General features: G+C 39.1%; 26 protein-coding genes. 6 read left to right on the top strand and 20 right to left on the bottom strand.

Going from position 1 to position 26,127, the window contains the following annotated elements; translation table 11 throughout:
- Positions 1 to 567 precede the first annotated feature (567 nt).
- The 7 genes from AN161_RS05660 to AN161_RS05630 form a co-directional block, all read right to left on the bottom strand.
- Positions 568 to 2,499 (bottom strand): ABC transporter permease, encoded by a 1,932-nt coding sequence (locus AN161_RS05660; RefSeq protein WP_053593383.1) that lies wholly within the window; start codon positions 2,497 to 2,499, stop codon positions 568 to 570.
- The gene (locus tag AN161_RS05655) at positions 2,471 to 3,247 is read right to left on the bottom strand and encodes an ABC transporter ATP-binding protein (RefSeq protein WP_053593382.1); all 777 of its coding nucleotides are present in this window, start codon (positions 3,245 to 3,247) and stop codon (positions 2,471 to 2,473) included. The genes AN161_RS05660 and AN161_RS05655 overlap by 29 nt, the downstream gene beginning before the upstream one ends.
- Before the next feature lie 12 nt (positions 3,248 to 3,259).
- Positions 3,260 to 3,694, bottom strand: coding sequence for a hypothetical protein (locus AN161_RS05650; RefSeq protein WP_053593381.1), 435 nt, complete (start codon positions 3,692 to 3,694; stop codon positions 3,260 to 3,262).
- 11 nt (positions 3,695 to 3,705) lie between these two features.
- The gene (locus tag AN161_RS05645) at positions 3,706 to 4,689 is read right to left on the bottom strand and encodes a sensor histidine kinase (RefSeq protein ID WP_053593380.1); all 984 of its coding nucleotides are present in this window, start codon (positions 4,687 to 4,689) and stop codon (positions 3,706 to 3,708) included.
- A complete protein-coding gene (locus tag AN161_RS05640) occupies positions 4,689 to 5,393 on the bottom strand; it encodes a response regulator transcription factor (RefSeq protein ID WP_053593379.1) in 705 nt (234 codons plus the stop codon). The genes AN161_RS05645 and AN161_RS05640 overlap by 1 nt, the downstream gene beginning before the upstream one ends.
- 97 nt (positions 5,394 to 5,490) lie before the next feature.
- A complete protein-coding gene (locus AN161_RS29470) occupies positions 5,491 to 5,724 on the bottom strand; it encodes a hypothetical protein (RefSeq protein WP_158002980.1) in 234 nt (77 codons plus the stop codon).
- Between the two features lie 183 nt (positions 5,725 to 5,907).
- A complete protein-coding gene (locus tag AN161_RS05630; RefSeq protein WP_053593377.1) occupies positions 5,908 to 6,900 on the bottom strand; it encodes a lipoate--protein ligase in 993 nt (330 codons plus the stop codon).
- A 143-nt stretch (positions 6,901 to 7,043) separates the two neighbouring features.
- Between AN161_RS05630 and yhfH the strand changes: the two genes are divergently transcribed.
- Entirely contained in the window at positions 7,044 to 7,169 is a 126-nt protein-coding gene (gene yhfH, locus AN161_RS27365) for a protein YhfH (protein WP_012292204.1), read from the top strand.
- Between the two features lie 101 nt (positions 7,170 to 7,270).
- On the opposite strand, the gene AN161_RS05625 is transcribed toward yhfH, so the two are convergent.
- The 7 genes from AN161_RS05625 to AN161_RS05595 all read right to left on the bottom strand — a co-directional run bounded on the left by AN161_RS05625 (position 7,271) and on the right by AN161_RS05595 (position 14,078).
- Positions 7,271 to 7,450, bottom strand: coding sequence for a hypothetical protein (locus AN161_RS05625; protein ID WP_053593376.1), 180 nt, complete (start codon positions 7,448 to 7,450; stop codon positions 7,271 to 7,273).
- 52 nt (positions 7,451 to 7,502) lie between these two features.
- Positions 7,503 to 9,692, bottom strand: coding sequence for a YhgE/Pip domain-containing protein (locus AN161_RS05620; protein WP_053593375.1), 2,190 nt, complete (start codon positions 9,690 to 9,692; stop codon positions 7,503 to 7,505).
- Between the two features lie 124 nt (positions 9,693 to 9,816).
- On the bottom strand, positions 9,817 to 10,389 hold the full coding sequence (locus AN161_RS05615; protein WP_053593374.1) for a TetR/AcrR family transcriptional regulator: 573 nt from the start codon (positions 10,387 to 10,389) through the stop codon (positions 9,817 to 9,819).
- A gap of 144 nt (positions 10,390 to 10,533) precedes the next feature.
- Positions 10,534 to 11,040 (bottom strand): FixH family protein, encoded by a 507-nt coding sequence (locus AN161_RS05610; protein ID WP_053593373.1) that lies wholly within the window; start codon positions 11,038 to 11,040, stop codon positions 10,534 to 10,536.
- 4 nt (positions 11,041 to 11,044) lie between these two features.
- Entirely contained in the window at positions 11,045 to 12,433 is a 1,389-nt protein-coding gene (locus AN161_RS05605; protein WP_053593372.1) for a HAMP domain-containing sensor histidine kinase, read from the bottom strand.
- A complete protein-coding gene (locus AN161_RS05600) occupies positions 12,430 to 13,113 on the bottom strand; it encodes a response regulator transcription factor (RefSeq protein WP_075807181.1) in 684 nt (227 codons plus the stop codon). The genes AN161_RS05605 and AN161_RS05600 overlap by 4 nt, the downstream gene beginning before the upstream one ends.
- Positions 13,110 to 14,078, bottom strand: coding sequence for a YncE family protein (locus AN161_RS05595; RefSeq protein ID WP_241774507.1), 969 nt, complete (start codon positions 14,076 to 14,078; stop codon positions 13,110 to 13,112). Before AN161_RS05595 ends, AN161_RS05600 begins: the two co-directional genes overlap by 4 nt.
- A 190-nt stretch (positions 14,079 to 14,268) precedes the next feature.
- On the opposite strand from AN161_RS05595, the gene AN161_RS05590 reads away from it, so the two are divergent.
- Both AN161_RS05590 and AN161_RS05585 read left to right on the top strand, forming a co-directional pair.
- Positions 14,269 to 15,354, top strand: a complete 1,086-nt coding sequence (locus AN161_RS05590; RefSeq protein ID WP_053593371.1) for a glycosyltransferase family 2 protein — start codon at positions 14,269 to 14,271, stop codon at positions 15,352 to 15,354.
- Positions 15,355 to 15,547: 193 nt separating this feature from the next.
- Positions 15,548 to 17,683, top strand: coding sequence for a collagen-like protein (locus AN161_RS05585; RefSeq protein WP_143114622.1), 2,136 nt, complete (start codon positions 15,548 to 15,550; stop codon positions 17,681 to 17,683).
- Between the two features lie 154 nt (positions 17,684 to 17,837).
- Here the strand turns inward: AN161_RS05585 and hemY are convergent, their stop codons facing one another.
- From hemY to hemE, 3 genes are all read right to left on the bottom strand, one after another.
- On the bottom strand, positions 17,838 to 19,271 hold the full coding sequence (gene hemY, locus AN161_RS05580; RefSeq protein ID WP_053593430.1) for a protoporphyrinogen oxidase: 1,434 nt from the start codon (positions 19,269 to 19,271) through the stop codon (positions 17,838 to 17,840).
- A gap of 14 nt (positions 19,272 to 19,285) precedes the next feature.
- Positions 19,286 to 20,206 (bottom strand): ferrochelatase, encoded by a 921-nt coding sequence (gene hemH, locus AN161_RS05575; protein WP_053593370.1) that lies wholly within the window; start codon positions 20,204 to 20,206, stop codon positions 19,286 to 19,288.
- A gap of 172 nt (positions 20,207 to 20,378) precedes the next feature.
- A complete protein-coding gene (gene hemE, locus AN161_RS05570) occupies positions 20,379 to 21,428 on the bottom strand; it encodes a uroporphyrinogen decarboxylase (RefSeq protein WP_053593429.1) in 1,050 nt (349 codons plus the stop codon).
- Positions 21,429 to 21,675: 247 nt separating this feature from the next.
- Between hemE and AN161_RS05565 the strand changes: the two genes are divergently transcribed.
- Entirely contained in the window at positions 21,676 to 22,194 is a 519-nt protein-coding gene (locus AN161_RS05565) for an antibiotic biosynthesis monooxygenase (RefSeq protein WP_053593369.1), read from the top strand.
- Here AN161_RS05565 and AN161_RS28590 read toward each other — a convergent pair.
- Together AN161_RS28590 and AN161_RS29465 are read right to left on the bottom strand one after the other, a co-directional pair.
- Positions 22,154 to 22,384: a hypothetical protein gene (locus AN161_RS28590; protein ID WP_143114620.1), complete on the bottom strand. Its 231-nt coding sequence runs from the start codon at positions 22,382 to 22,384 to the stop codon at positions 22,154 to 22,156. The two genes, AN161_RS05565 and AN161_RS28590, sit on opposite strands and share 41 nt — an antisense overlap.
- Entirely contained in the window at positions 22,381 to 22,608 is a 228-nt protein-coding gene (locus AN161_RS29465) for a hypothetical protein (RefSeq protein ID WP_158002979.1), read from the bottom strand. The genes AN161_RS28590 and AN161_RS29465 overlap by 4 nt, the downstream gene beginning before the upstream one ends.
- Positions 22,609 to 22,722: 114 nt before the next feature.
- On the opposite strand from AN161_RS29465, the gene AN161_RS05560 reads away from it, so the two are divergent.
- Entirely contained in the window at positions 22,723 to 23,883 is a 1,161-nt protein-coding gene (locus tag AN161_RS05560) for an amidohydrolase (RefSeq protein ID WP_053593368.1), read from the top strand.
- A gap of 302 nt (positions 23,884 to 24,185) precedes the next feature.
- On the opposite strand, the gene AN161_RS28580 is transcribed toward AN161_RS05560, so the two are convergent.
- Positions 24,186 to 25,046 carry a hypothetical protein gene (locus tag AN161_RS28580; RefSeq protein WP_053593367.1) on the bottom strand — a complete coding sequence of 287 codons (861 nt, stop codon included), beginning with the start codon at positions 25,044 to 25,046 and terminating at the stop codon, positions 24,186 to 24,188.
- Positions 25,047 to 25,785: 739 nt separating this feature from the next.
- Here AN161_RS28580 and AN161_RS28575 point away from each other — a divergent pair.
- The gene (locus tag AN161_RS28575; protein WP_143114616.1) at positions 25,786 to 26,022 is read left to right on the top strand and encodes a hypothetical protein; all 237 of its coding nucleotides are present in this window, start codon (positions 25,786 to 25,788) and stop codon (positions 26,020 to 26,022) included.
- The last annotated feature ends 105 nt before the right edge of the window (positions 26,023 to 26,127 follow it).

Raw genomic sequence — 26,127 nt, 5'->3', positions numbered from 1 at the left:
GGTCATTTCGGTAATGCCACAGGACGTGGCGTTTTTACCGAGGGCCGACACGATGTCGGTCATTTCGGTAATGCCACAGGACGTGGCGTTTTTACCGATGCAGGTCAGTTAGCCGTTTTCGCAGGATGCGAAGGTTTTAGGCTAACATCCTTTAAGCATTCCTTTCAAAATCCATGACATCCGCCGGAGGCTTTAGGCCAACAGTTGTTTTTTGTGCGAAAGCGTAGTGCTAACGCAGCGGCAGTAACATGATGTTTTTTGTGCGAAAGCGTAGTGCTAACGCAGCGGCAGCAACATGATGTTGGTCACTTAGTCGTTGCCACAGGATGTGGCGTTCTTAGACTGAGTTCCTCTATTTCAGTAGATGTTTGGATATCCCTTGAAAAGGAATTACACCCGCATCCATTTCACCACCTCAGAGGTGGGAGTCTTCTACTGAATGAAGATAAAATGAATCGTTATTCAGTAATATTATATAAGAAATATATCTAAAAGACAATGAAACTTTTTATTTCATGTCGAAAATTACGTCAAATAATTCATTTTTTTCTCTTTTATACATCTTTATTACGAACGAATATGTGAGATGTATCGCCAACGAATTAAATAAAAATAGATTACTTGGATTAAAACAAAAAACCCAAAAGCAAAGAAAACTTCTTTTACAATGGAAATATTAGCAATATCTTTCAAGATGCCTTGAACCATAAGAAAAGCAAAGGCGCTATGCATCATTGCAATCCCCCACGGTAAGAAAAATTGTGGGAATAAATGACGGTTCACAAGCTTTTTGAGCTCCGTATCTGTTAAGCCCATTCGTTTTAAGACGTCGAATTTACGCTTTTCTCTTTCAAGAGAAGCATGCAGTTTAAAGTAAACGAAACTACCTGCTGCTAATAAAAATACCGTTGCTACTAAGACACCTACTAATGTGAATAATGAGTAAGTAGCTAATATATAAGAATAATTTAATCCTGCATTTTCAAAGTAAAATGGGCTAAATCTACCCTGCTTATTAAAATATTGAGATGCTGCTATGTCGTCTATGTTCTGACCAATATCTTTCGTTTCCATCCATTGAGGAATATAGAAGGTAAATAAATGATAGCTTGGCTGCACAACGTCTTTAGTAATCGGCTTAATGAGCTTTACAAAATCCTCATCGCTTATCACTATAGAATTGACGCTAACAATAGAGCCCGGGAATACTATTTTAGGATATACGCTATCAATAGTTATCGGGATAGAATTTTCCTCCAATACAGTATGCACAACTCTATTTTTTAGTTTTTTTAGGGCATCTTCTGAATATGGTATAAACACTGCCTCTCCTGAAGCCAAATTAAGTAATGGGTAACTAAAGGACGACAGCAATACATTCATATCTGATTCTCTAAAGACCTCAACCTCATTGTGAGTATAAGAAGATGTTTGCTTGATCACAACAAAGCGAGATAGATGATAGGACAGGCCCTTTTCCTCTAATTGAATTCGTAAAGAGTCAATATGATTTCGCTCATATGGATTGTCGACATCGCCCTTATAGACAAGTCCTAGTGGATTTAAACGATCATATTGTATTGTATACGAAGACATTGTTGCTAAAACACCGACCGATAAAAACGCCATTGTTGATACCATCGTTACAACAAAAAACATTTTCACATTATCCATCATAATATGAGTTTGCTCAGCTAGCGAAAGGAGGCGATAGCGTTGCCAATGAAATTTACGTTTGCCTCGTGCAATATCTAAAAAGCATGGTAAAGAATCACTAAAAAAATAATATGTTCCAAAGGTTGCTGAAAACGGGATTAATAATGTTAAACCAATTAATGATGTATTCGACACGATAAATGCTAGTACGTATGTTGATAAAATGAGGGCAATGCCATATACTGCACGGATTTTCGAATAGGTTGTAACACCATTTAAATACTCACTCCCCATAAGGAGGTCGCGTAATTTTCTTTCACGTGTAAAATACACACTGATAAAGGAAATGACCACAAAAGCACTTGTAAAGACACCAATTGTTAGTAAAAATGGCTGCCAGGAAACATATAGTGGTAACTCATCTAAATGTAAAATTTCTCGAACAATCATGAAGAAGAATTTTGAGAATGAGAAACCAAATATAATTCCAACAATAATAGAGCCCGATCCAATAATCATTGTCTCCAAAAAGACAAGCTTATTCATCTGGCGTCTTTCCATTCCTAGTTGTAATAAAATAGCAAACTCATGTGATCTAGCCTCTAAAAAGGCACTCATCGAATAATATAAAAAGAATAATGTAAAAAGGACAAGGACGATTTCCGCACCAACCATCCCAATTAACGATACCTCTCCTAAAATTCCTCGTTCAATATCCGGATGAAACATGAGCATTGAATAGATAAAAAACACAGCTACAGAAAAAAAGCTTGCCATGAAAAAGGCACCGTATATACGGCTGTTCCGTACGACATTACGGTAAGCGAATTGTCGAAAGGTCACCTACTTGTCCTCCTCCTAGTAAGCTCAAAACATTTAATATTCGCTGGAAAAACATTTGACGACGGTCATCTTTGTGAATTTCATTGAAAAATTCTCCATCTTTAATAAATAACACACGATCACAGTAGCTAGCTGCAATTGGATCATGTGTTACCATGACGATTGTCGTTTGTTTATCCTGATTGATTTGTGTTAAAAGTTCAAGCACATCACGTGAAGAATTCGAATCCAAATTTCCAGTTGGCTCATCTGCTAAAATGAGACTTGGATTATGAATAAGTGCGCGACCAATGGCTGTTCTCTGTGCCTGCCCACCTGATATTTCATTTGGGCGTTTATGCAAGAAAGAGGTTAAATCAAGCTTTTCCACAATGCTTGCAAGACGCTCCTCCATTACATCTAATGGCTGTTGATCTAATGTTAGTGGTAGCACAATATTCTCTTCCACTGTCAGCATATGCAAAAGATTAAAATCCTGAAAAATGAAACCAAGTTGTCGTCTTCTAAAGTAGGCCAGCTCTGTTGCATTCAACTTATGAGGATTCATGCCATCTAAAATGATTTCTCCACTAGTTGGTTCATCAATCGTCGAAATGATATTCAATAATGTTGTTTTTCCACTACCCGATGGACCCATGACTGCTAAAAACTCACCTTCCTCAACTTCAAAGCTTAGTTGATTTAGCGCACGATGAGTTACTTTGCCTTCATACACCTTCGTCACGTCTTTTATTTGTAAAATAGGCATATCTTATTCACCTTATTTCTTGATTAATTCCACGGATTCCGGTAAAAGCCACTGCAAAACTACCTCAAAGCCTATTTGAAAATGTGGCTCAGTTAATGAGTCAGCCGACTCCTTACCTTCCTCCTCCACTAGACTAAAGCAATGCTCACCAACAATTACATCCCATGCATCAATTTCACCTTCAATTATTTCACCACAAATCGTATATTGCCCGCTGTACATCACTTGTTCACCTTCTACAGGAAAAGCGTTAAGTAAAGTTGGTTTATGTAAGTCTAGCCCAAGCTTATTCGAAAAATGCATGACGTCTTCATTAAGCAAAAGACTAGCTTTACGGAAATTTTTGCAGGCTAAACACTCACAAACATCGCTATGAGATTCGTATAATGCCTCTGTTTTTTCAGTTTCGACATTTAAAACCCACTCATCAAAACATACTTCTTTCATCTCTGCTCCCCCTAATTCGTAAATGTCACTGTAACAATTGTTCCTTTTCCTACCTCTGATGAAATGTTTAATTCATGACCGAGTTTTTCACAGATTTCCTTAGCCAAATATAAGCCCATCCCTGTGGATTCCCCAGTTTTACGTCCATTCTCACCAGTAAAAAAGGCTTTAGTGACACGAGAAAGATCAGAAACTGGAATACCAATACCTTCGTCACAAATGGCTAACTGTACATAGTCATCCTTTTTAATGGCAGAAATCACTATTTTTTTATTTGCTTCAAATGTATATTTAACCGCATTTGTTACGAATTGCCCGATAATAAAACGAAGCCATTTTGAATCACTCGCTACGATGATGTCATCCTCAATATGAATTTCCGGGAAAACTCGCTTTGTTATAAATAAACGTTTATTTTCATTAACAGTTGCAGTAACAATCGTTTTTAAAGCAATCTGTTCTACTTGCATATCATCTTCAAAATTTTCTAATCGAGCATTCACAAGCACCATATCCAACCCTCTACGCAAGCGGTCAATTTCCTCCTGCACATTTTTTTTATCGAGAGGACGCTCATCCTGTAATAAGAGCTCAATAACAGAAATTGGTGTTTTCATTTGATGCACCCATTGATTGATAAACTGATCATGTCGTTTTTGGCCTGCATATAATGATTGAAGCTCATGCTGGTATAGTCGATAAAGTTCATGCATATATTTCTCAGCCTGTATCGCTTCAGGTGTTTTAGCATTTTTTTGTAACACATCCTCCATTGTTTTAGGAAGTTGCGATATTTTTAATAAATAACGTTGGCGCATTAAATAGCGGATAAGTAAAAACGAAGCTAATAACACTAAACTAATGCAGAAGGAATAAATAGCCGTATCGACATTTCGAAAGCCGTCCAGCCAATATAAAACCATGATGAAGCCGACTAATAAGAACTGGAATACAATGAACGATGCGTAATCACGCAAAAATAATTTCCAGCCCACTATAACTCACCTGCACTTAAAATAAAGCGATAGCCTGCCCCGCGTACCGTCTCGATAGATGACGCAATATGATAATCTGCTAGCTTCTTCCGCACTCGTGTCATATTGACGTTCAAAGTATTCTCATCGACAAATGCCTGATCGTCCCACAGCTCTTCTAAAAGCTGCTCACGCGTCACTACTTTTGGTGCATTTCCCATTAGCAGTTCTAAAATGATACATTCTTTTTTCTGAAGGGGAATCTCTAAATCATTTTTATGAAGCTCCATTCTTTCTAAATGAAGAATTAGCTGTCCTTGTTTAATTGTCCGTTCCTCTTGTCTTGCTGCATATTCACCATATGTACGACGCAAGTGACTACGGATTTTAGCCAGTACAATCTCATAATTAAAAGGCTTCGTAATAAAATCATCGCCCCCATTTTCAAGCGCGAAAATTTGATCCATTTCCCCAGAACGAGCGGAAATGAAAATAATTGGACAAGTTGTATGTTGACGTAGTTGGCGACACCAATAGTAGCCATCGTACGAAGGTAAATTTATATCAAGCAACACCATATGTGGATTAAATGCTGTGAATTCTTCAATGAGATGATCAAATTCTTTGATTGTTTCAACTTCATATTGATATTTTCTAAGCGTTTCTGCGAGCAATGACGCAATCTTTATATCATCTTCGACAATAAATATTCGATGCTTCTCCATACCAACACTCCTTTCTATCTTATATTGTATCAAAAAAAGGTCCGACGACATAACTGTCAGCGAACCTTTTGTAGCAAAAGTTAACACGAATCATTAGCTATAGATTTTTGTTCCAAAATGCCTCTGCCTTAATAAGGGGCATCACCATAACGTGGGGGTTGATTTCCGTTCCGGCTAGGCGCTTTGTTGTTGCTGTCGCTTCGCTTTCGCACAGATAAAACATTTGCCGCTGACGCTTCGCTTTCGCGCAGATAAAACAATGTTGCTGTCGCTTCGCTTTCGCACAGAGCAGAGCTTCCTGGGGGCGTCGGGGCAACAGGATGTTGGTCACGAAGGCGTTATCACAGGATGTGATGGTTTTAGCCTTCGTTCCTCTATCGCTAATCCCCAGGAGTCGCCTAGCCTCCACTCCAATCAACTTATATGCACGGCAAACGTTTCAACTAATATCATGCCTAAATTTTGGTATTGAACCTTTAATAAGGACATTTGCCCATTTCTACACAAGCTTTTCTTAATAAATTAATTGTAAAAACTCTTCTGTCGTGATTCCACCAAAGTATGTTGGAATATCAATATTCGCTAACGTCTCAGCAATTGCAGTTCGATCATAGTTTGTCCCAACTAATCGTTGTTCAACATCTGCCATGTCGCCTACACCAAAGAAATCACCAAAAATATGTGCTTCTTCAATAATCCCGTGATTCACTTCTAAGCGAATATCAATGCCCCCTGTTGGGAAACGATGTGTTTTTTGAATATTGAAGCGTGGTGATTTACCATAGTTCCACTCCCAAGTTTGATAACGCTCAGCAGATAGCTTGTGGATATTTGCCCAATCTTCCTCAGTTAGCTCATAGTAGCGAATATTTTCCTCACCTTCGAAAATAGATTTTAAAATTTCTAGACGGAATTCTTCAACTGTCATCTTATCCTTTAAAAACTCAGAAATATTAGCTACTCGTGAACGAATTGATTTAATGCCCTTTGATTCAATTTTATCTTTTTTCACCTTTAATGCGGATACAACAGCATCAATTTCTGTATCAAACATTAAAGTACCGTGGCTATACATACGGCCCTTTGTAGAAAACTGTGCGTTTCCAGAAACTTTACGTCCTTCCGCTAAAATGTCGTTGCGACCTGAAAGCTCCGCATGAACGCCCATTTTTGCAAGTGCATCTACAACAGGCTGTGTGAATTTTTTATAATTCATAAAGCTATCGCCATCGTCTTTAGTTATAAAACTGTAGTTAAGGTTCCCTAAATCATGATACACTGCGCCTCCACCAGAAAGACGTCGTACAACGATAATGCCATTATCCTCCACATAATCTGTATTAATCTCTTCGATAGTATTTTGATTTTTACCAATGATGATGGAAGGCTGATTGATATAAAAAAGTAACACTGGCTCTTTCTCAACATCCATTGTTTTTAATAAATACTCCTCAATGGCAAGGTTAATGCGCGGATCATGAATCCCTTTATTATCAACGAATATCATAATTACGTTTCCTCCTTCACAAAATATCCATATTTATTTTAACTTAAATTAGGCATTTTGTGTTGACGAAAAGCATCTGTTATAATACACTAAGAAATATCAAAACAGTAATAGTACAGATGAACTTAAAGGAGGAGTCCACAATGTTAGAAAACGTAGTTGAATTTTTCAAGAACCTACCTGCAAAGCAATGCACAGAATGCGGTGAAAAAATTGAAGAACAAAGTGAATGCTACAGCAACACTTGTGAAAAATGTAACCACCTATAAGCATTTGCCTATTCTGTAATTGTCATATACGTGCCCCACACGTACTAAAAATGACATCCCTCATCATATTTTTGATGAACCCTTAATTAAATCTCTTACACTTACGAAACAGCAGCTGATACGCTCATATCAGCTGCTGTTTTTTGTGTAATTTTTTTGCATATGAGCGATTTTTCGTTGGAGCCGAGCACCTGATTAGTTTTTGGGGCCACCCGAGCAGTTCTACTCTCTACCTGATCAGTTTTCGGCAGCTTTTCCTTGCCTCTATTTAAGGCAATCATTCAACCACCAAAAAACACCCACCAGTATTGGCGGGTGTAAAAATTCCTATTTTTAGTTTTCTTCGGCTACTTTTGAGTAACGTTTTGTGTGTAGTAACATGAAATAACCGAATGTAATAGCTAAGAATGCTACTAGGAAGCCTGCTAGAATTCCGTAGTTTTGCATTAAGAATGTCATATCACCAGTAGAGATACTTGATTTAAATGCTTGAACAGTATATGTCATTGGTAATAGTTTATTGAATACTTGTAATGGTTCTGGGATTAACTCAAGTGGGAATGTACCAGCACTTGTTGTAAGTTGTAAAATTAATACAACAATCGCCATGAAGCGTCCTGGATCACCGAAAATAGACACTAACATTTGGATTAGAGCTAAGAAAACATAGCTTGTTAATAATGCTGTTAGTATAAAGTGTCCGAAACTGTATACTTCAAGGCCTAAGCCCCATTTTACAATAATCACTGTTAATATAGTTTGAACTAAGCCGACTATTGCTAAAACTGAAACTTTACTTGTAAACCAAGTTGCCCCATTTTTTGGACGAATCGCTGGTTCCACAAGTGGGAATACGATAGAGATTAATAATGCCCCAACGAATAAGCCAAGAGAAATAAAGTATGGTGAGAAACCTGTTCCATAGTTAGGTACATGGTTAACAGATTCTTTATCAACATCAACTGGGCTACCTACCATATCATATGTGTCTTGATTTGCATGAACTTCGTTTGCTTTTTCACTTGCTTCATCTAATTTGCCAGATAAAGTTGATGTACCATCTGCAAGTTCAGTTGAACCATCAGCAAGTGTTGCGGAACCTTCTACTAGCTCACCTGATTTAGATGCAAGCGTTGATGTTCCCTGATTCAATGTTGTTGAACCACTTGCTAGCTCATTTAAGCCTGAAGCTAATGTTTTAGAACCTGTTACAGCTGTATTAACGCCAGCATTTAATTCACCTAATTTTTGTGCAAGTGTTGCATTACCAGCTTGGAGACCTTTTGCTCCTTCGATTAATGCACCGCTTTTTGATGTTAATGCATTAGCACCTGCTAACACTTCTGCTTGACCTGCTGCAATTTGAGTCGCACCAGAACTTACTTGATTAGCACCTGCTTGTAATTTTTCTGTACCAGCAGATAAAGAACTTAAGCCATTATGCACACTTGCACTTCCTGCTTGTAGCTCTGCTAAAGTTTGCTTTAATACTGCTGCTTGCTCTTCAGGCAATGAAGCCATCATACCTTGTAATTGATCGGATAAAGCAGTGATACCTGCTTCTACTTTTGCAGAACCAGCTGTTAATTGACCTGCTGCACCATTTAATGCGCCTGCATTGTCAGCAATTGAAGCTGCACCTGAACTAATTTGTTGTTGTTTTTCGTTTATTGTAGATAAACCTGCTTGCACCTTCGCTACACCTTGTGTATATTGCGATAAACCTTGCCCAAGTGTTGTTGCTCCAGTTGCTGCTTGCTGTGCACCTTGTTGTAACTGTACAGTACCGTCTTGTAATTGTACTAAGCCAGTAGTTAAGTCATTCGCGCCTTTTGCAGCGTCTCCAGCACCTTTAGTGATTTTATCTGCACCATTTGACAATTCAACTGTACTTGATGCTAGTTGTTCAAGATAACCTTTTAAATCTTTCGCACCATTGGCTAAAGTTTGAGCACCTTCATCTAGCTTATTCGAGCCATCAGCAGCCTCTGTAAAGCCATCTCCAAGTGTTGTAATAGAATCAAATAATTTTTCTGCATAAGTAGCAGAAACTTGTGAATTCACTTCCGCACGTACACGGTCCATTGCTGTTTCACCAATTTGTGCACCAAGGAAGTTCAATCCTTCATTCGGAATATAATTAATGACTAATTTAGAAGGTTTGTCATCTAATAAAGTCGTAGCATGCTCAGAGAAATTTGTTGGAATTTCTAGAATCATATAATAGTCTCGGCCATTTAAGCCTTTTTCAGCTTCTTCTTTGGATACTTTAATAAAGTTAAATTCATTACTATCGACGAGATTATCGACTAAGTCGTTCCCGAGATCTAATTTAACTCCCTCCATTTCAGCACCCTTATCTTCATTGACAACAGCTACTGGCAAATTAGGTAGGCCTTTATATGGATCCCAGAACGCCCATAAAAACATGCCCGCGTACATGACTGGGATGAATAATACGGCGATAATCGAAACAAGCATTTTTCTTGTTTTAAGGATTTTCAGCCACTCAGCTTTAATCATAAATTTTCTTCACTCCTATAATATTTGACCAAAAACGTCAGTCGGTCATTTTTATTCAAAAAAAATTCTAAATCTTCACAGGGTCACTCTATTCAGTATTTGTTCGCCTCTTAGCTCAGCCGAATCAAGTTAAAATTAGCCCACGAAAGATTGTTTCCTTGAAAAGATTCAGTATCTTTTCTTCTGGAATAATGTCGCCATGTAGCTCATGCCAATCAACGACAAATGCTAAATACGCCTTTAACAACAGATAGCTTACTAATTCTGCATCACAGTCTCTAATTTCTCCTTTAACGATACGTCTTTGAATTAATTCAGTAACATAGGATAAAATTTCAGTCTCAATGCGAACTAAAACTTGTTTAACTGCCGGCGTTCGTAATTCCTTTTCCTCCTCTAATAACTTCGCAAATAAAAGATGTTTTTCACGGAACTGTAGCATTTTCATTAAAGCATTGTGTGCATTGTCCATAAAGCTAGCTGATGCATCCAACACCGCATCTGCCTCAGCCTTCATCTCTAGTACAAGTGACATAGCTATCTCTTGAAATAAAATTTCTTTATTTGCAAAGAATGTATAAATCGTCCCTTTACCGACATTAGCAATTTTCGCTACTTGCTCCATCGTTGTCGCCTTGTAACCAAACAATGTAAAAGACTTTGCAGCTGCTTCAAGAATTTCCTGCCTACGATCCATTAGTAACATCCTTTCTTGTTATGTTATGTACATGCTTTGTACACGAAAATGATAATGACCAGAAAACCATTTCGGTCATCTGGTCATTATCATATTCCTATTTTAAAAATAATGCAAGCATTAAATGATCATTTTTTTATTTTTTTAGTGATTACTATGCTCAGTATCCTCTGATGAATCATTACCGTGATTCATCATGTTATTATCCATGCTGTTATTTGCTTTTTTATCCTCTGGTAAAACTTGCGTCATATCAGGGCTACCAGCTGTAATTTGTTGCTTCGGCATATTGTGAATAGTATGAGCAGTTGTATGAGCATACATATAATATATACCATCATGGTCAAATGTAGTCGTCGCTTTATAAACTCCATCTTTTTCTAATTCACCATCAATCATTTGTCCTTCATCACGTTTACCAGATTCCCACACCTCAAATTCTACAATTGCCTCATCAATATTTTTGCCACCTTGTTCAACATGTGCAGCAAGTTCAATCGTTTCATTGATCGCTACTTCTTTTGGTGTTAAAATTTTAACATTCAACATTTGTGGCTCTGCTGGCTCCTTCAAAGTTGCTTGCTCTTTCTTATCTCCACATCCAACTAACAATACAGGTACTGCTATTAATGCCAATAACCATTTTTTCATCTTTTTATTCCTCCATTAACGGCAACGTAATTTTTACAACTGTGCCTTTTTCAACTTCACTTGCAATTTCAATTTTGCCATGTAATTGCTTTAACAATTGTTCAACAATGGACAAGCCTAGTCCACTGCCACCATCTGCTCGACTTCGTGCTTTGTTAACACGATAAAAGCGCTCGGTTACATGCGATAAATCCTCCTGTGGAATACCAATTCCATAATCCTTGATGGTAATTTGTGCACTACCATTATTTTCAATAGCAGTGATTTCAACCTTTGACTGCTCATACGAGTAATTAATGGCATTTTCAATAATATTAATAAAAATTTGTTTCAGCTTTACTTCATCAGCTTTGATGATTAATGCATCATCAGCATCCAAATGGAGTGCAATACTCTTCTTCTCTGCTTGATGAGTTAATATTTTTTGTACCTCACGTAATGTTTCGGCAAGAGGAATTGGATATAAGGTAATTTCTGTTTGTTCATTTTCCATTCGAGCAAGTTGAAGTAATTCATTTGTCAAACGTTCCATACGATTCGCCTCGCGCACAATAAGCTGGATCGTTTCCTCTTTTTGACTTTCTGGAATAATGCTATTCTGCATTGCCTCACTATACCCTTTCACATAGCTAATGGGTGTCCTTAACTCATGTGAAACTGTTGCTAGAAACGTTTTTTGAGCTTCATCCTCTTGTTGTATAGCCTCTGCCATTTTATTAAAGGTACTAGATAATTTTCCAATTTCATCTTTCGATTTAACTGGCACACGTGTTCCATAGTTTCCATATGACATTTGTTCAACAGCTCTTTGCAAATTGCTTAATGGTCGCATAATATGGCGAATACCTTTATAAATTAAAAAGCTAATTACAATTAAAAATATGAAAGCGCTGACAAACAGGAAAATGACCTCATTATTTGCTAACTCACTAATTTTTGCTAGAGGAAAGTAAATATAAATAATTCCTTCAAGCCTATTTTGATCTACTAGTGGAAGTACTACAGAAATTAGCTGTCTATCAAATCGAGGCTCGTACCCAATTTTTTGCACATATTCACCTGCAAGTAATTGTTGTCGCTCCTCAGGACCAATTAATGTTTCGAAATCAATATCAAATGGTACACAGGCACTTAGTTCTCGTGGATTTCTTACTGCAAAAATATTCAAGTTAGAGTAATTGGTATAATGTTCAACATCTGCAATAAATTCATCCGTTACCTTACCACTGGTATACATAGTTTGTAGTTTTGTTCCAACTTCTATCATCATCTCTTCCGTATCTTCTACATAAAGTCGTTCATATAAATAATCTGTCAGGACATACATAAAGAAAACGGTAATGATTAAAAATGCAAAGATTAATAGCCAAATGCGTGTTGAAATCTTTTTCATTCGCCAGGATCAAAGCGGTAGCCCACTCCCCAGACGGTTTGAATATGCCCCGCGGCTTCCTTTCCAAGCTTTATACGTAAGGTTTTTATATGAGTGTCAACTGTTCTTGTTCCCCCTACATAATCAATATCCCAAATGCGTTCTAGTAATTGCTCCCTTGTATACGCATTTCCTGGATTATTCATAAATAAATGCAGTAGTTCAAATTCCTTTAAAGTAAGCGGAATACTCTTTCCATCTACAGATACCTTACGTGAAATCTCATCTATTTTAATAGGTCCTATCACCACATATTTTTGCTGCAAATCTTCAATATTAGTACCACTTCTTCTCAACACAGCATGGATTCGCGCAACTAGTTCATCATTTGTAAAGGGTTTTACAATATAATCATCACCGCCAAGCGTTAGGCCTTTAACTTTATCCTCATTTGCATCACGTGCTGTCAGGAAGATAATTGGTATATTCGACATCACACGTATGCTTTGACAAACCACAAAGCCATCTTCATGTGGCATCATCACATCGAGTAAAACTAAATCAATTTTTTCGCGCACAATAATATCATAAGCTTCTGTACCACTTGATGCTGTAAAGGTCTCAATTTTTGAATTATTGAGCATCATTTCTATTAAATTACGCATATCTTGCTCATCATCAACAATTAATACAGTTGTCACATTTTTTCCTCCCTCACTAACAGTTGAAATGCACCTTTCCCCACATCAATTGTTTTTTTCACCTGACCTTCTTTTATGAAATACAAAGTATGGTCATCATAGCCAGCGACAACAATATAATCTTTAAACTGATTTACGACAAATGGATTCGCTCCTACCTCTTGCTGCCATTTCACATTTCCATCAAAATCGGCAACATATAATTCATTATGGCCATGACTAACAACGAGGACAGCATCCCTTGTTTTGGTTAATCCAACAGGCATTAAAGGCATTTCTATCTTCCCATGCTCCTCTCCTGTCGTAAGATCATATTTTTTAACAGAGCTATTCGGCTTACTTCCTTCTCCATGACCACCAATCCATAGCTCATTCGTCTCTTCAAGAATTGCTATGCCATGTGATGATTTTTGAATCGGCCACTCTTGCTCAACCTTTAGATTCTCAATATTTAACACTGATAATTTCGTGTCTTTATAATTAATCACATATAACTTATCTTTATGAGCTGCCATTGACATAGGATAATTACCAAGCTTCTGTGTTGCAAGCTCTTTGCCCTTTTCATCAAAGCTTGTCACTGTATTTGTTTTACTATTCGTAATAAAAAATTGTTTTCTATTTTCAGCATAATACGCATTAGTTGTACCAACCTGTACTTTTTTTGAATAGATCTTCTTCCCGGTTGATAATGTATAGACGTCAATTTCATTTAATTGATGACCATACAATAACACACGATCCTTTCCGAGCAGAACTGCCCCTGAGTAAGCTTTGTCTAATAACCATGTCGCCATCATATTACCTTGTTCATCTATAAAATCTAGCGAAGGTTCTTGTATATTTAAGGACGCAATAAAATCCCGATCGCGTTCAATAGGCTCAAACGATTTCTCCGTACACCCTGCTAACCATACAAGCTGCACTAAAGAAAAAATGAAGAATGCCCATTTTTTCAACATCATCACCTCTGTTTCTTAACTATACTTCACAATTGTGAAATCCGAGTGAAACTTGAGAGGTAAATTTATGACAAACAAAACAAGCAAATTTCATGATTAATATTATTTTATGCTACATCAACGAGCATTTATCCAAGCAAGAATTATAGTAGCACATATACTACATAGATTATGGTAAGGAGGAATCAACTTTATGGTGTCAATTAGCTTATGTATGATTGTGAAAAATGAAGAAGATGTCATCGGTAGATGTCTAGCATCTGTAAAAGGCTTAGTCGACGAGATTAATATTATAGATACTGGATCTACCGACAATACAAAGCAAATTGTGAGACAGTTTACAGATCGTATTTTTGATTTTGAATGGATACATCATTTTGCAGCTGCAAGAAATTTTTCATTTCAACAGGCTACGAAGGAATACATTTTATGGTTAGATGCAGACGACGTAGTATTAGAGGAGGATCAGGAAAAATTGAAAGCACTAAAAGAATCCTTAACCTCCGATATAGATGCCGTTTCGATGAATTATAATTTAAGCTTTGATAATGTGGGAAATGTCAGCTCTCTATTAAAAAGATATCGTTTAGTAAGAAGGGATAAACAATTTCAATGGATAGGTGCCGTACACGAATATTTAGAAATCGGGGGCAAACTTTTGGATAGTAATATCGCTGTCAGCCATTTACCACTCAGTCATGATCATTCGCGGAATATTAACATCTATAAACAACTAATTGAATCAGGAGAACCACTCTCTCCCAGAGACACATTTTATTACGCAAATGAATTACTAGATCATGGCCAATTTGAGGATGCAATATTTTACTACGAAACATTTTTAACTTCTAAATTGGGTTGGGTAGAAGATAATATTCGAGCCTGCTACAAATTAGCGGATTGTTATTCTTATTTAAATGATACAGAAAACAAGTTGACTTCCATTTTAAGAAGCTTTGAATATGACATTCCACGCCCGGAAGCTTGTTGTAGACTTGGTTTTCATTTCATGGAACAAACCAAAAATTATGAAGCAATATTTTGGTATGAACAAGCGCTTCTCATCAAGCAAAATCCTAACACTCCTTTTCAAAATAAAACCTTTACGACATGGTTGCCCCACTTACAACTTTGTGTCCTCTTCGATCGGTTACAACAATATGAAACTGCCAACGCACATAATGAATTAGCCGGATCCTTTTTACCAAATGATGAAAAAATACTGCACAATAAAACATACTTCGATCGTATTTTAAATAAGGGTAATGAAGAATCTTAATTTTCTTCTATATTAATGGATTAGTTAGTACATTGGAGCATTGGGTAATTTTCGATTTCTAGTAATAGGTTTTAACTATACATTGAAGAAAAATACTTTTATCGCTATTGATATTTTAGAATAACCAAGTAGTTAACTGTCTATTTCACCTTCTCTCTCTATGAATACGATATTTGAGAAAGGAGGTGAAACAATGCATTTCGGAAAATTTAATGATAGAATTTGCAGCAAATGCAATACATTCCCGTGTTGTTGTAATCCTTGTGCTCCAAGCTGTCCCATTTGGCCTGTTAAACCTGGAAGAACTGGCCCAACAGGAAGTACCGGAGCTACTGGGGCTACTGGGGTGACTGGCGCTACAGGGGCGACTGGCGCTACTGGCGCTACTGGCGCTACTGGAGCTACTGGGGCTACCGGTTCTACTGGTGTTACTGGGGCTACTGGCGTTACTGGCGCGACTGGCGCTACCGGTTCTACTGGTGTTACTGGGGCTACTGGCGTTACTGGCGCGACTGGGACTACTGGTGTTACTGGAGCTACCGGTTCTACTGGTGTTACTGGGGCTACTGGAGCTACCGGTTCTACTGGCGCGACTGGCATTACTGGTGAAACTGGAGCTACCGGCGTTACCGGCGTTACCGGCGCTACTGGGACTACTGGTGTTACTGGAGCTACCGGGGCTACTGGTGTTACTGGAGCTACCGGGGCTACTGGTGTTACTGGAGCTACCGGGGCTACTGGTGTTACTGGGGTGACTGGATCTACTGGGGCTACTGGGGTGACTGGATCTACTGGGGCTACTGGGGCTACTGGCGTTACTGGCGTTACTGGCGCGACTGGGACTACTGGTGAAACTGGAGCTACCGGGGCTACTGGTGTTACTGGGGTGACTGGGGTGACTGGGGTGACTGGGGTGACTGGGGCTACTGGCGTTACTGGCGCGACTGGGACTACTGGTGAAACTGGAGCTACCGGGGCTACTGGTGTTACTGGGGATACTGGAACTACTGGGGATACTGGCGTTACTGGCGCTACTGGGACTACTGGTGTTACTGGGACTACTGGAGCTACTGGCGTTACCGGCGCGACTGGGACTACTGGTGAGACTGGATCTACTGGGGCTACTGGCGTTACTGGCGCGACTGGAACTACTGGTGAAACTGGAGCTACCGGTTCTACTGGCGCGACTGGGACTACTGGTGAAACTGGAGCTACCGGTTCTACTGGTGTTACTGGGGTGACTGGATCTACTGGGGCTACTGGCGCGACTGGCGCGACTGGGACTACTGGTGAAACTGGGGCTACTGGGGCTACCGGTTCTACTGGTGTTACTGGGGCTACTGGGGCTACTGGGGCTACCGGTTCTACTGGTGTTACTGGGGCTACTGGAGCTACCGGTTCTACTGGTGTTACCGGGGCTACTGGCTCTACTGGCATTACTGGTGAAACTGGAGCTACCGGCGTTACCGGGGCTACTGGCGCGACTGGGGTGACTGGCTCTACTAGCGCTACCGGTTCTACTGGTGTTACTGGGGCTACTGGCGTTACCGGCGCGACTGGGACTACTGGTGAAACTGGCGCTACTGGGGTGACTGGCTCTACTGGGGTGACTGGCTCTACTGGGGTGACTGGAGTGACTGGCTCTACTGGCATTACTGGGGCTACTGGCGCTACCGGCTCTACTGGCGTTACTGGGGCTACTGGCGCTACCGGCTCTACTGGCGTTACTGGGGCTACCGGTGAAACTGGCGCTACCGGCTCTACTGGTGTTACTGGATCTACTGGGGCTACTGGCGCTACTGGCGCTACTGGCGCTACTGGCGCTACTGGCGCTACTGGCGTTACTGGACCAGCATTTACAGAAGGTTTCTCAGCATTTAATAATGCTATAGCAGTAAGCGCTTCTACTACAATCACTAACTGGAGTGTGGCAGCTCCATATTTCACAACACCAGCATTCAATCCAACGACCGGAATTTTCACTGTTCCAACGACTGGAAGATATGCTTTTGAAGCTACAATCAACTATTCAACGGCTGCTGCAATTTCCGTAACCTTAGGGGCTGGCATCAACCCATCATTTGCTATTCGTCAAAACACTACAACAAATTTAATAAGTGGTTTATTCCCTGTATTAAATATAGCTGTAACCCTGTTAACCTTACGTGCTGTCCTTGGTAATGGGACAGTAACATTAGCAGGAGAAGCCGATTTAAATGCAGGTGATGTCATTGATTTATTCTACAATGCTAACGGTTTAACGCTAGGACTTACTCTTGGAGGAGCTAACTCCGGCGGTATTGTATGGTCATGTCACCGAATTTCATAGCATTAAGATCTTTACTGGGAAAGTGAAGCTACTTTCCCGGTTTTTAATATGAGACATCTAACTTGTGCAATTTGTACTTTGCCCTATCAAATTTCAAAATAAAAAAAGTAGTACAAACATTGATCTTCAAGTTTGTACTACTTACTGGTAACCTTTATTCATTACAATTCGCAAACATTTCCTTTAATATTTCATCAGCAACGTTTCTACCTTGCTCAACACACTCCGGTATAGATATTCCTTCGAAGGAACTCCCTGAGAGCTTAATCGTTGGAAAATGTTCTCGTAATTCTTGCTTTACACGCTCTACCTTCGCCTCATGTCCTACAGTATACTGCGGCATAGCATTTTTCCAACGAGATACTACAGTCATCAACGGTGCTCCATCTACACCAATTGTTTTCATTAAATCCTGTAGTACGGTTTTTTCAATTTCAGTATCAGATAACGCTACAATTGCCTCGTCGCCCACTCGGCCAATATAACTGCGTAACAGCACGTAATCATCTGGTGTTGTGCCAGGCCACTTTCGATTCATCCAAGTACAAGAAGTTATTGAAAAATCACTATTTCGTGAGACAAAAAATGATAATGCATCTAGATCACCTAACTGGTCTTTTTTAAAGGCCATTGTCACAGTAGCAATAGTTGCTGCCTTCATCGTACTCAATTCAGTTAATAACTGGTGTTTGCTGAACATTTTTTCTGCCACATTAAATGGTGTAGCAATAATAACTGCATCTGCTTTTAATTGTGTAAAATTATTTAGCACAACTTGGACAGTACCATCCTTACCATGGTCAATCTCTTCAACTTTAACACCTTTCATAACTGTCCCAGGAAGTAGTGATTCTTCAAGTTTTTCAATAAGTGTCTCTAGACCATTATTAAATGTTTGAAAAATCCCCTTATCTTTCGTAGTGAGGTCGTTACTTAAAAAATTCGTACCCGCCTTTTTCATACCAATAAGTAGGCTACGATATTTTTGTTCTAATCCATAGAGCTGCGGGAATGTTGAGCGCATGCTTAACTGTTCAATATCACCAGCGAATGTTCCTGCGAGTAATGGCTCTACTAGATTTTCCACAATTTCAGCACCGAATCTTCTTCTAAAAAACTGCCCTAAAGGTTGGTCATCATCCTGTGCAGAGCGAGGGATGAAAAAATCCCCCGCTGCACGAACTTTCCCGCTAAGTGAAAACAAACCTGATGTAATAAATGACGAGACATGTGGTGTTGCCCCAGACAAAAGACTGCTAGGGATTGGATACAATTGACTACCAACAGCAACATAAGTCGGTCCTGTATTGCTTGTAATCATTTCCTGTTCAATGCCTAGATCCTTTGCCAAAGCATGTACATGGTTCTCACGATCAAAAAAAGATTCTGGACCGCGTTCGATAATAAAGCCATCTTTTCTCAGTGTTTGAATTTTTCCGCCAAGACGTAATGACGACTCGACAAGTACGATATCTAACGGCAATTCTTTTGCGCTTGCTTCTTTTTGCAAATAGAATGCAGCTGTGAGGCCAGTAATGCCACCGCCTACAACAACTACCTTTCGTCTTTTCTGAGTCACCAACATCATCACTTTCTTTTCGCTTAGCTTAGTTTTTTATGAATGGCCTCAACCATTGCATCAATAAATAATGGGTGTGTATTTGGCATTGCTGGACGATAATATTTCGCGCCAAGTTCATCACAAACAACTTTACATTCAAAATCGTTGTCATATAAAACTTCTAAATGTTCTGTTACAAAGCCAACTGGTGTGTAAACAAACGAACGGAAGCCCTTTTGCTCGTAAAGTTCACGCGTTAAATCCTGAACATCTGGACCAATCCATGGCTCTGGTGTTTGTCCTGCTGATTGCCAGCCAACTTCTACATTTTTTACATCTGTCGCTTCTTGGATTAGTCGAGCTGTCTCGATTAATTGATCTTCATATGGATCGCCCAACGCTTTAATTTTCTCCGGAAGTGAATGCGCAGACACGATTAAACATGCTTTTTCACGTTCTTCCTCAGACATTGCATTAAACGTTTCATTCACTTTGATTTTCCAATACTCAATGAAATTTGGTTCATCATACCAAGATTCTACAGAAGTAATGGTTAAACGATCTCCAGCTGCTTCTGCTGCACGGCCATTATATGATTTAATGGAGAACGTAGAGAAATGAGGCGCTAATACGATAGAAACCGCTTCTTTAATGCCTTCTGCTACCATTCCTTCTACAGCATCTTCAATAAATGGATGGATATGTTTTAAACCGATAAATAATTTGTATTCCACATCATCTTGTACTTCATTTAAGCGTGCACATAAAGCTTCAGCCTGTGCTTTTGTAGCAGCAGCAAGTGGCGATAAACCACCGATTGCTTCATAACGACTGCGTAAATCTTCTAAATGCTCTTCTGACGGTTTGCGACCGTGGCGAATATGTGTATAGTAAGGTTCGATATCTTCTTCTTTATAGGGTGTTCCGTATGCCATTACTAATAAGCCTTTAACTTTTTTCATTACCTTTTCACCTCTAAATAATAGTTAAAATTATATCTTTTCTCGTACATAATGTGACAAAAAGAAGCTGTCCAATTCATCTTGTTGGACAGCACCCTTTCTTATGATGAAATCGGAATATCATTCATAGAAAAGGATATAAGATTTAAAATCTTGGTCACTTCTACACTATTTAAGAACGTGCTTGGATTTGTTGAGCACTATATTCATGAATAAAAGCCGTTAAACGTTTTAACACTTCTGGGTCTACCTCTGGGAATACACCATGACCTAAGTTAAAAATATGTCCCGGCATTTCTAAGCCTTGATCGATAATATCTTTCGCACGCTTTTCAATAACTGACCAATCAGCAAGTAATAGCGATGGATCTAAGTTACCTTGTACTGGTTTAGTAATACCGTTTGCACGCGCTTCTTTAATTGGTAAACGCCAGTCTAAGCCAACAACATCAATCGGTAAATCATTCCATTCTTTCGCTAAATGACTTGCACCGACACCGAACTGAATAAGTGGCACATTTTCTTTTTTCAACTCGGCAAAAATACGTGTCATAACTGGTTTAATGAAAACACGATAGTCTTCAACATTTAGAGCACCAACCCAAGAGTCAAATATTTGGATTGCCTTTGCTCCCGCTTCGACTTGGGCAGTAACATCAGAAATAATCATATCAGCTAATTTATCCATTAATGCAAACCAAGCTTGAGGCTCTGATACCATAAATGACTTTGTTTTATTATAGTTTTTTGAAGGCCCACCTTCAATCATATAGCTTGCGAGAGTGAATGGTGCCCCTGCAAAGCAGATTAGTGGTACATTCAGCTGCTCTTCTGTTAACAATTTGATCGTTTCTAAAACGAATGGTGTATGTTCTTTCGCATTGAATTCACCTAATTTTTCTATATCAGCGACTGAGCGAATAGGATTTGAAATGACAGGACCTACACCTGCTTTGATTTTCACATCTATACCAATACCAGGGAGTGGAGTTACAATATCTTTATATAAAATTGCCGCATCCACATTGTAATTTTCTACTGGTAAACGCGTTACATATGCGCAAAGTTCAGGTTGATGTGTAATTTCCTCTAAGGAATACTTTTCTTTAATCGCACGATATTCTGCCTGAGAGCGTCCTGCTTGTCGCATATACCAAACTGGTGTATGTTCTGTTCTTTCTCCCCGTGCAGCACGTAGAAGTGTATCATTAAAAGTTGTCATGAATAGTTCCTTCCCCTCGATAATATTCATATCGTAAAATTCTCTTGTTTATTCGTTATTATTGATATCCGTTTTCAATAGTAAACGCTTCCTCTGTAATTGTATAGTTTTCCTAGAGAAATGTCATAAAATTGTTCTTTCTAAAGGATTTCTTTTTTGACAAAGTTTTAGACTTACACTTAAATGGAGATAATCACGAATGGAGATAATATTCTATATTATGAACATTCATAAGGAGGGCAAGTTTATGTATATTTATTTAACTTCTGGTACAGGTGATTTTTTGGAGCAAGTAAAAAATAAATATCCAAACGAGGATATGATTTTAATACACGGAGAAGGAAACTCTGTGCTTATACATGAAACTGAAGGAAAAACTGTATTTGCCACACCACGTAAGTTTGAGGTATTAGATTCAGTTAATGATTTAGAAGAACGTGGCTTCTTTGTCTTCAACAATATTCCCGTTATAGATGAAGGTCGACCAGTTTTTGAACATCGCTTTTTAAATCGTGCACGTGCTATAGAAGATGAGCCAGGCTTTGTAGCATTTCGACTACTTCGTCCAATAAAAAGTGAAACATATATTGTTATGACACAATGGAACGGTCCTCATTCGTTCGAGGCATGGAAAAGCTCAAAGGCCTTTACATCAGCACATGCTGAACGTAAAGAGCCAACGGGTGTGAATCAGCAAAACATTTTCTCAGCCGCTTCTTACGTCACTACCTATAGCGTTGCACCGAAAGAAGACGACGAAGCATAGATTTATGAAGTGCGCGGGTTTCGCTTCGCTTCCGCGGGTATTCGCCCCGAGTGCGCGGATTTTCACTGCACTTCCACGGGTTTTCTCCCGGCGCGCGGGTATTTGCTGCGCTTCCGCGGGTATTTGCTGTTCTTCCGCGGGTATTCGTTGCGCTTCCGCGGGTATTCTCCCCGAGTGCGCGGATTTTCACTGCACTTCCACGGGTTTTCTCCTGCCGCGCGGGTATTTACTTCGCTTCCGCGGGTTTTCTCCCGGCGCGCGGGTATTCGTTGCGCTTCCGCGGGTATTTGCTGTTCTTCCGCGGGTATTTGCTGTTCTTCCGCGGGTATTTACTTCGCTTCCGCGGGTTTTCTCCCGGCGCGCGGGTTTCGCTGCGCTTCCGCGGGTATTCTCCCAGGACACGCGGATATACACTGCGCTTCCCAAGGATATTCTTTTATTAGAAGCGCTGACCCCCTGTTTATCTTGTTAGTGAAACTATTATGTTATTAATAAAAATCTAGGATAATCTGTTTAAGGAGGTTTACTATGAACCAACAACTACTTGAAAAGATTGATACTCATTTTGATGAAATGGTGGCGATTCGTCGGCATCTACATATGCATCCAGAGCTAAGCTTCCAAGAGCAAGAAACTGCAAATTATATTATTCAATTTTATAAAAAACTGGGCGTACCGGTCGAAGCTAATGTCAGTGGCTATGGGCTTATTGCGCGGATTAAAGGAAGCAAGCCTGGCAAAACGATTGCCTTACGAGCAGACTTTGATGCACTTCCTATACAAGATGAAAAAGATGTGCCCTATAAATCAACTGTACCTGGTGTTATGCATGCTTGCGGGCATGATGGTCATACAGCTACTTTATTAATTGTCGGTAAGCTATTGTGGGAAATGCGTGGTGAATTAGCAGGAGAATACGTACTAATTCATCAACATGCAGAAGAGGCCGATCCAGGTGGAGCGATTGGTATGGTACAGGCTGGAGCTTTGAATGGCGTTGATGCTATTTTTGGTACACATCTATCTTCCAACCATCCAACGGGCATGATTGGCTACCGCGTGGGTCCAATGATGGCTGCTGTTGATAGTTTTGAAATGAAAATTCAAGGTAAGGGTGGTCACGGCGCTCATCCACATCAAACTAAGGACGCTATTGTTATTGGCTCTCAGCTCGTTATGAATTTACAGCAGCTAGTCGCACGTCGAGTTGCTCCAACCGAATCGGCTGTTTTGACAGTTGGTTCATTCGTAGCATCTAATGCCGACAATATTATTGCCGATACAGCCTATTTAAATGGAACAATTCGAACATTTGATAAGGATGTTCGTGAAATGATGGAACGTGAATTTAGACGTGTTGTCAACGGTACTGAAATTGCCCATGATTGTACAATTGAATTGGACTACAGACGTGGTTATCCAGCAATCGTAAATCATGAAAAGGAAACGCTATTTGTTCGTGATATAGCAGAGGACATTTGCGACGCGCTTGAAATTGAAGCAACTATGGGCGGCGAGGATTTCTCTTACTACTTAGAAGAAAAGCCAGGCACATTCTTCTTTACTGGAGCCAAGCCAGCTAAATATGCACCACACCATCATCCTAAATTCGATATAGATGAAAAAGGTATGCTCATTGCTGCAAAGGTATTATTAACAGCAGTACTAGACTACCAATTTGTAGAATAAAGAACAAATGCGCTGGAGAGCCCGAAGTAAAAGTATGCAATCCACCACTTTTGTCTGCGGGATGTTCTACTAAAACCGGAGAAGGAATGGTAAATTGCCACTCCTTCTTCGGTCTTGTCTATTTATTATTGATACTGATTCTTCCTCCACCTTCACATCTATCATCTCCACCGCCCTGACAAAGAGCATAAAGGAAATAGTAACCTGAAGATGGTGCTCTTACAGTTAAAATATTTTCATCATTTCTTAATTAAAGAATTTAGTGCACGCATACATACCTGTAACACCTGTAATTTCTGCTGCTAAACTACGTAAAGCTGATCCACCCACACGTAATTTTTCTTCCCAAGATGTAGCACCGCAATTAATTTTGCAGTTTCTTTAAAACCATCTAAAGCTTGAACATACTTTTTCACTTTGATAATTTTAGCTACTACAAATAAATTTGAACCAACAAACCATACCAAAGCTGCACTACATGCTCCTATCGCAACCCAATCTGGATCTGCCAATACAGGAAATGCAGTATTTTCATTAAAATTCACGATTTGAATTAAAGTATTATCAACTACTTCATAATAAGTCGGGACATCTGCACCATTAGCATCAACTGCCCAAGCTTTCCCAAAAACACTTTGAACAATATTATTTTCATCTACAATAAAGACTTCTTCTGTATCTAACTCACTTCCAGGAACATCTCCAAAATAATCTGCAGACGAAATAACCTTGTGTCCTTCAGGTATATCCAACTCAAATTTATATTCCTTTGGTGCACTAGAGTCTTTAATATTCACAGTACTTCTAACACCAAACTCCGTCGGTTGTAAAATCAAATCTACTGGACCGTCATTTTTATACTCAGAGCTCCTTGATTTTGTAATTGTAGGTTTACTTAAATTCATATTATTCGGGACACCAATTTTTAAATCTTCTCCAGTTTCCTTATTTTTCACAAGAATCCCATCATCAAACTGACTAGGTAGATTTACAATATTAAAATCATTTTCCGCAACACCATTTTCGTTAGCTTTAATTATATCATTAGTACCAGTGATTTCTTCCGTCATTATAGCCCCTGAAGGAACCAACGAATCTGCATTTGCAGTACTCCCTAACAAAGTTGCACTCAATAAAAGAAAAGTTGCAATTAAACTAGTCATTTTTTTCTATTCTCATATCTTGCACCTCCCAATTATGTTACGATTTACATACCAGACTAAAATGACAGATAAATAAGATTGTTCTGAAAAATAAAAGAGGAGGATGAGTCGGATATCCAATAAATATGTAAGCTTTATTACTGTAATAACAATCCTTGTACTACTTTTATTTACTACAAATAAAATAAGCCAAGAGGTATTTTTACTCTTATTTATACCTCTAGCTATAGCAATGCTAATCTTGGGATTTTTAGAGCTCAAAAAAACTTTGAAAAATAAAGAAAATATCAATTTACATGCATCAGAAATAAAAACAGAATTAAGAAACAGAATTAAAACTAAGTAGTTTGTACGCTTCATTCAGGAACTTAAAACGGGCGAAAAGAAAACAATTCGATTCCAGCCCAAACATATAGTATATGAAGTAACACAAAGAATGGAGGTAAATGGAATCTCTAATTTTTAAGCGTAGCAAACTAGATGTATGGTTTTTGCCATTCCTCGTTTGATTAGCTATTTTGTAACTTGGCCAACATTCGCTCAGGTTCTTAGTTTCTTTATCAGGCGTGCTGATTAGGAAAATATAGTTTTATTATTGGCTGATAAAAGGATTTTTTTGTTGATATTTTGCTAATATATGCCCATTTTAACTGATTGTAGCGTAGGGCAACTCGACTCCCGCAAAGGAAGCGATAGAGGAACGAAGTCTAAAACCATCACATCCTGTGATAACGCCTTCGTGACCAACATCGTGTTGGCCCGAGACCCTGCACGGAGCGCAGCGGAGGAAGCAGCTCGGCGCCCGCCCGCAGGAAGCCTTGCTCTGTGCGAAAGCGAAGCATCAGCGACAAATGTTTTCTGCGCGAAAGCGAAGCGTCAGCAACAAATGTTTTATCTGTGCGAAAGCGAAGCGTCAGCAACAAATGTTTTATCTGTGCGAAAGCGAAGCGTCAGCGACAAAGCGAGTAGCTCGTAGCGGATATCAGAGCCTTCTAATTAATTAGAGTGGATAAAAATGGTTAATAAACACGCATGTTTCTTTATAAAAATAAAGCTCATTTTTCCAATAAAAGAATTGGAG

Origin of the sequence: Lysinibacillus sp. FJAT-14222, assembly GCF_001278875.1 — a bacterium.
Classification (GTDB): Bacteria; Bacillota; Bacilli; order Bacillales_A; family Planococcaceae; genus Lysinibacillus; species Lysinibacillus agricola.
The sequence above is the reverse complement of the archived record's forward strand: the minus strand, read 5'-3'. Positions and strand labels throughout refer to the sequence as shown.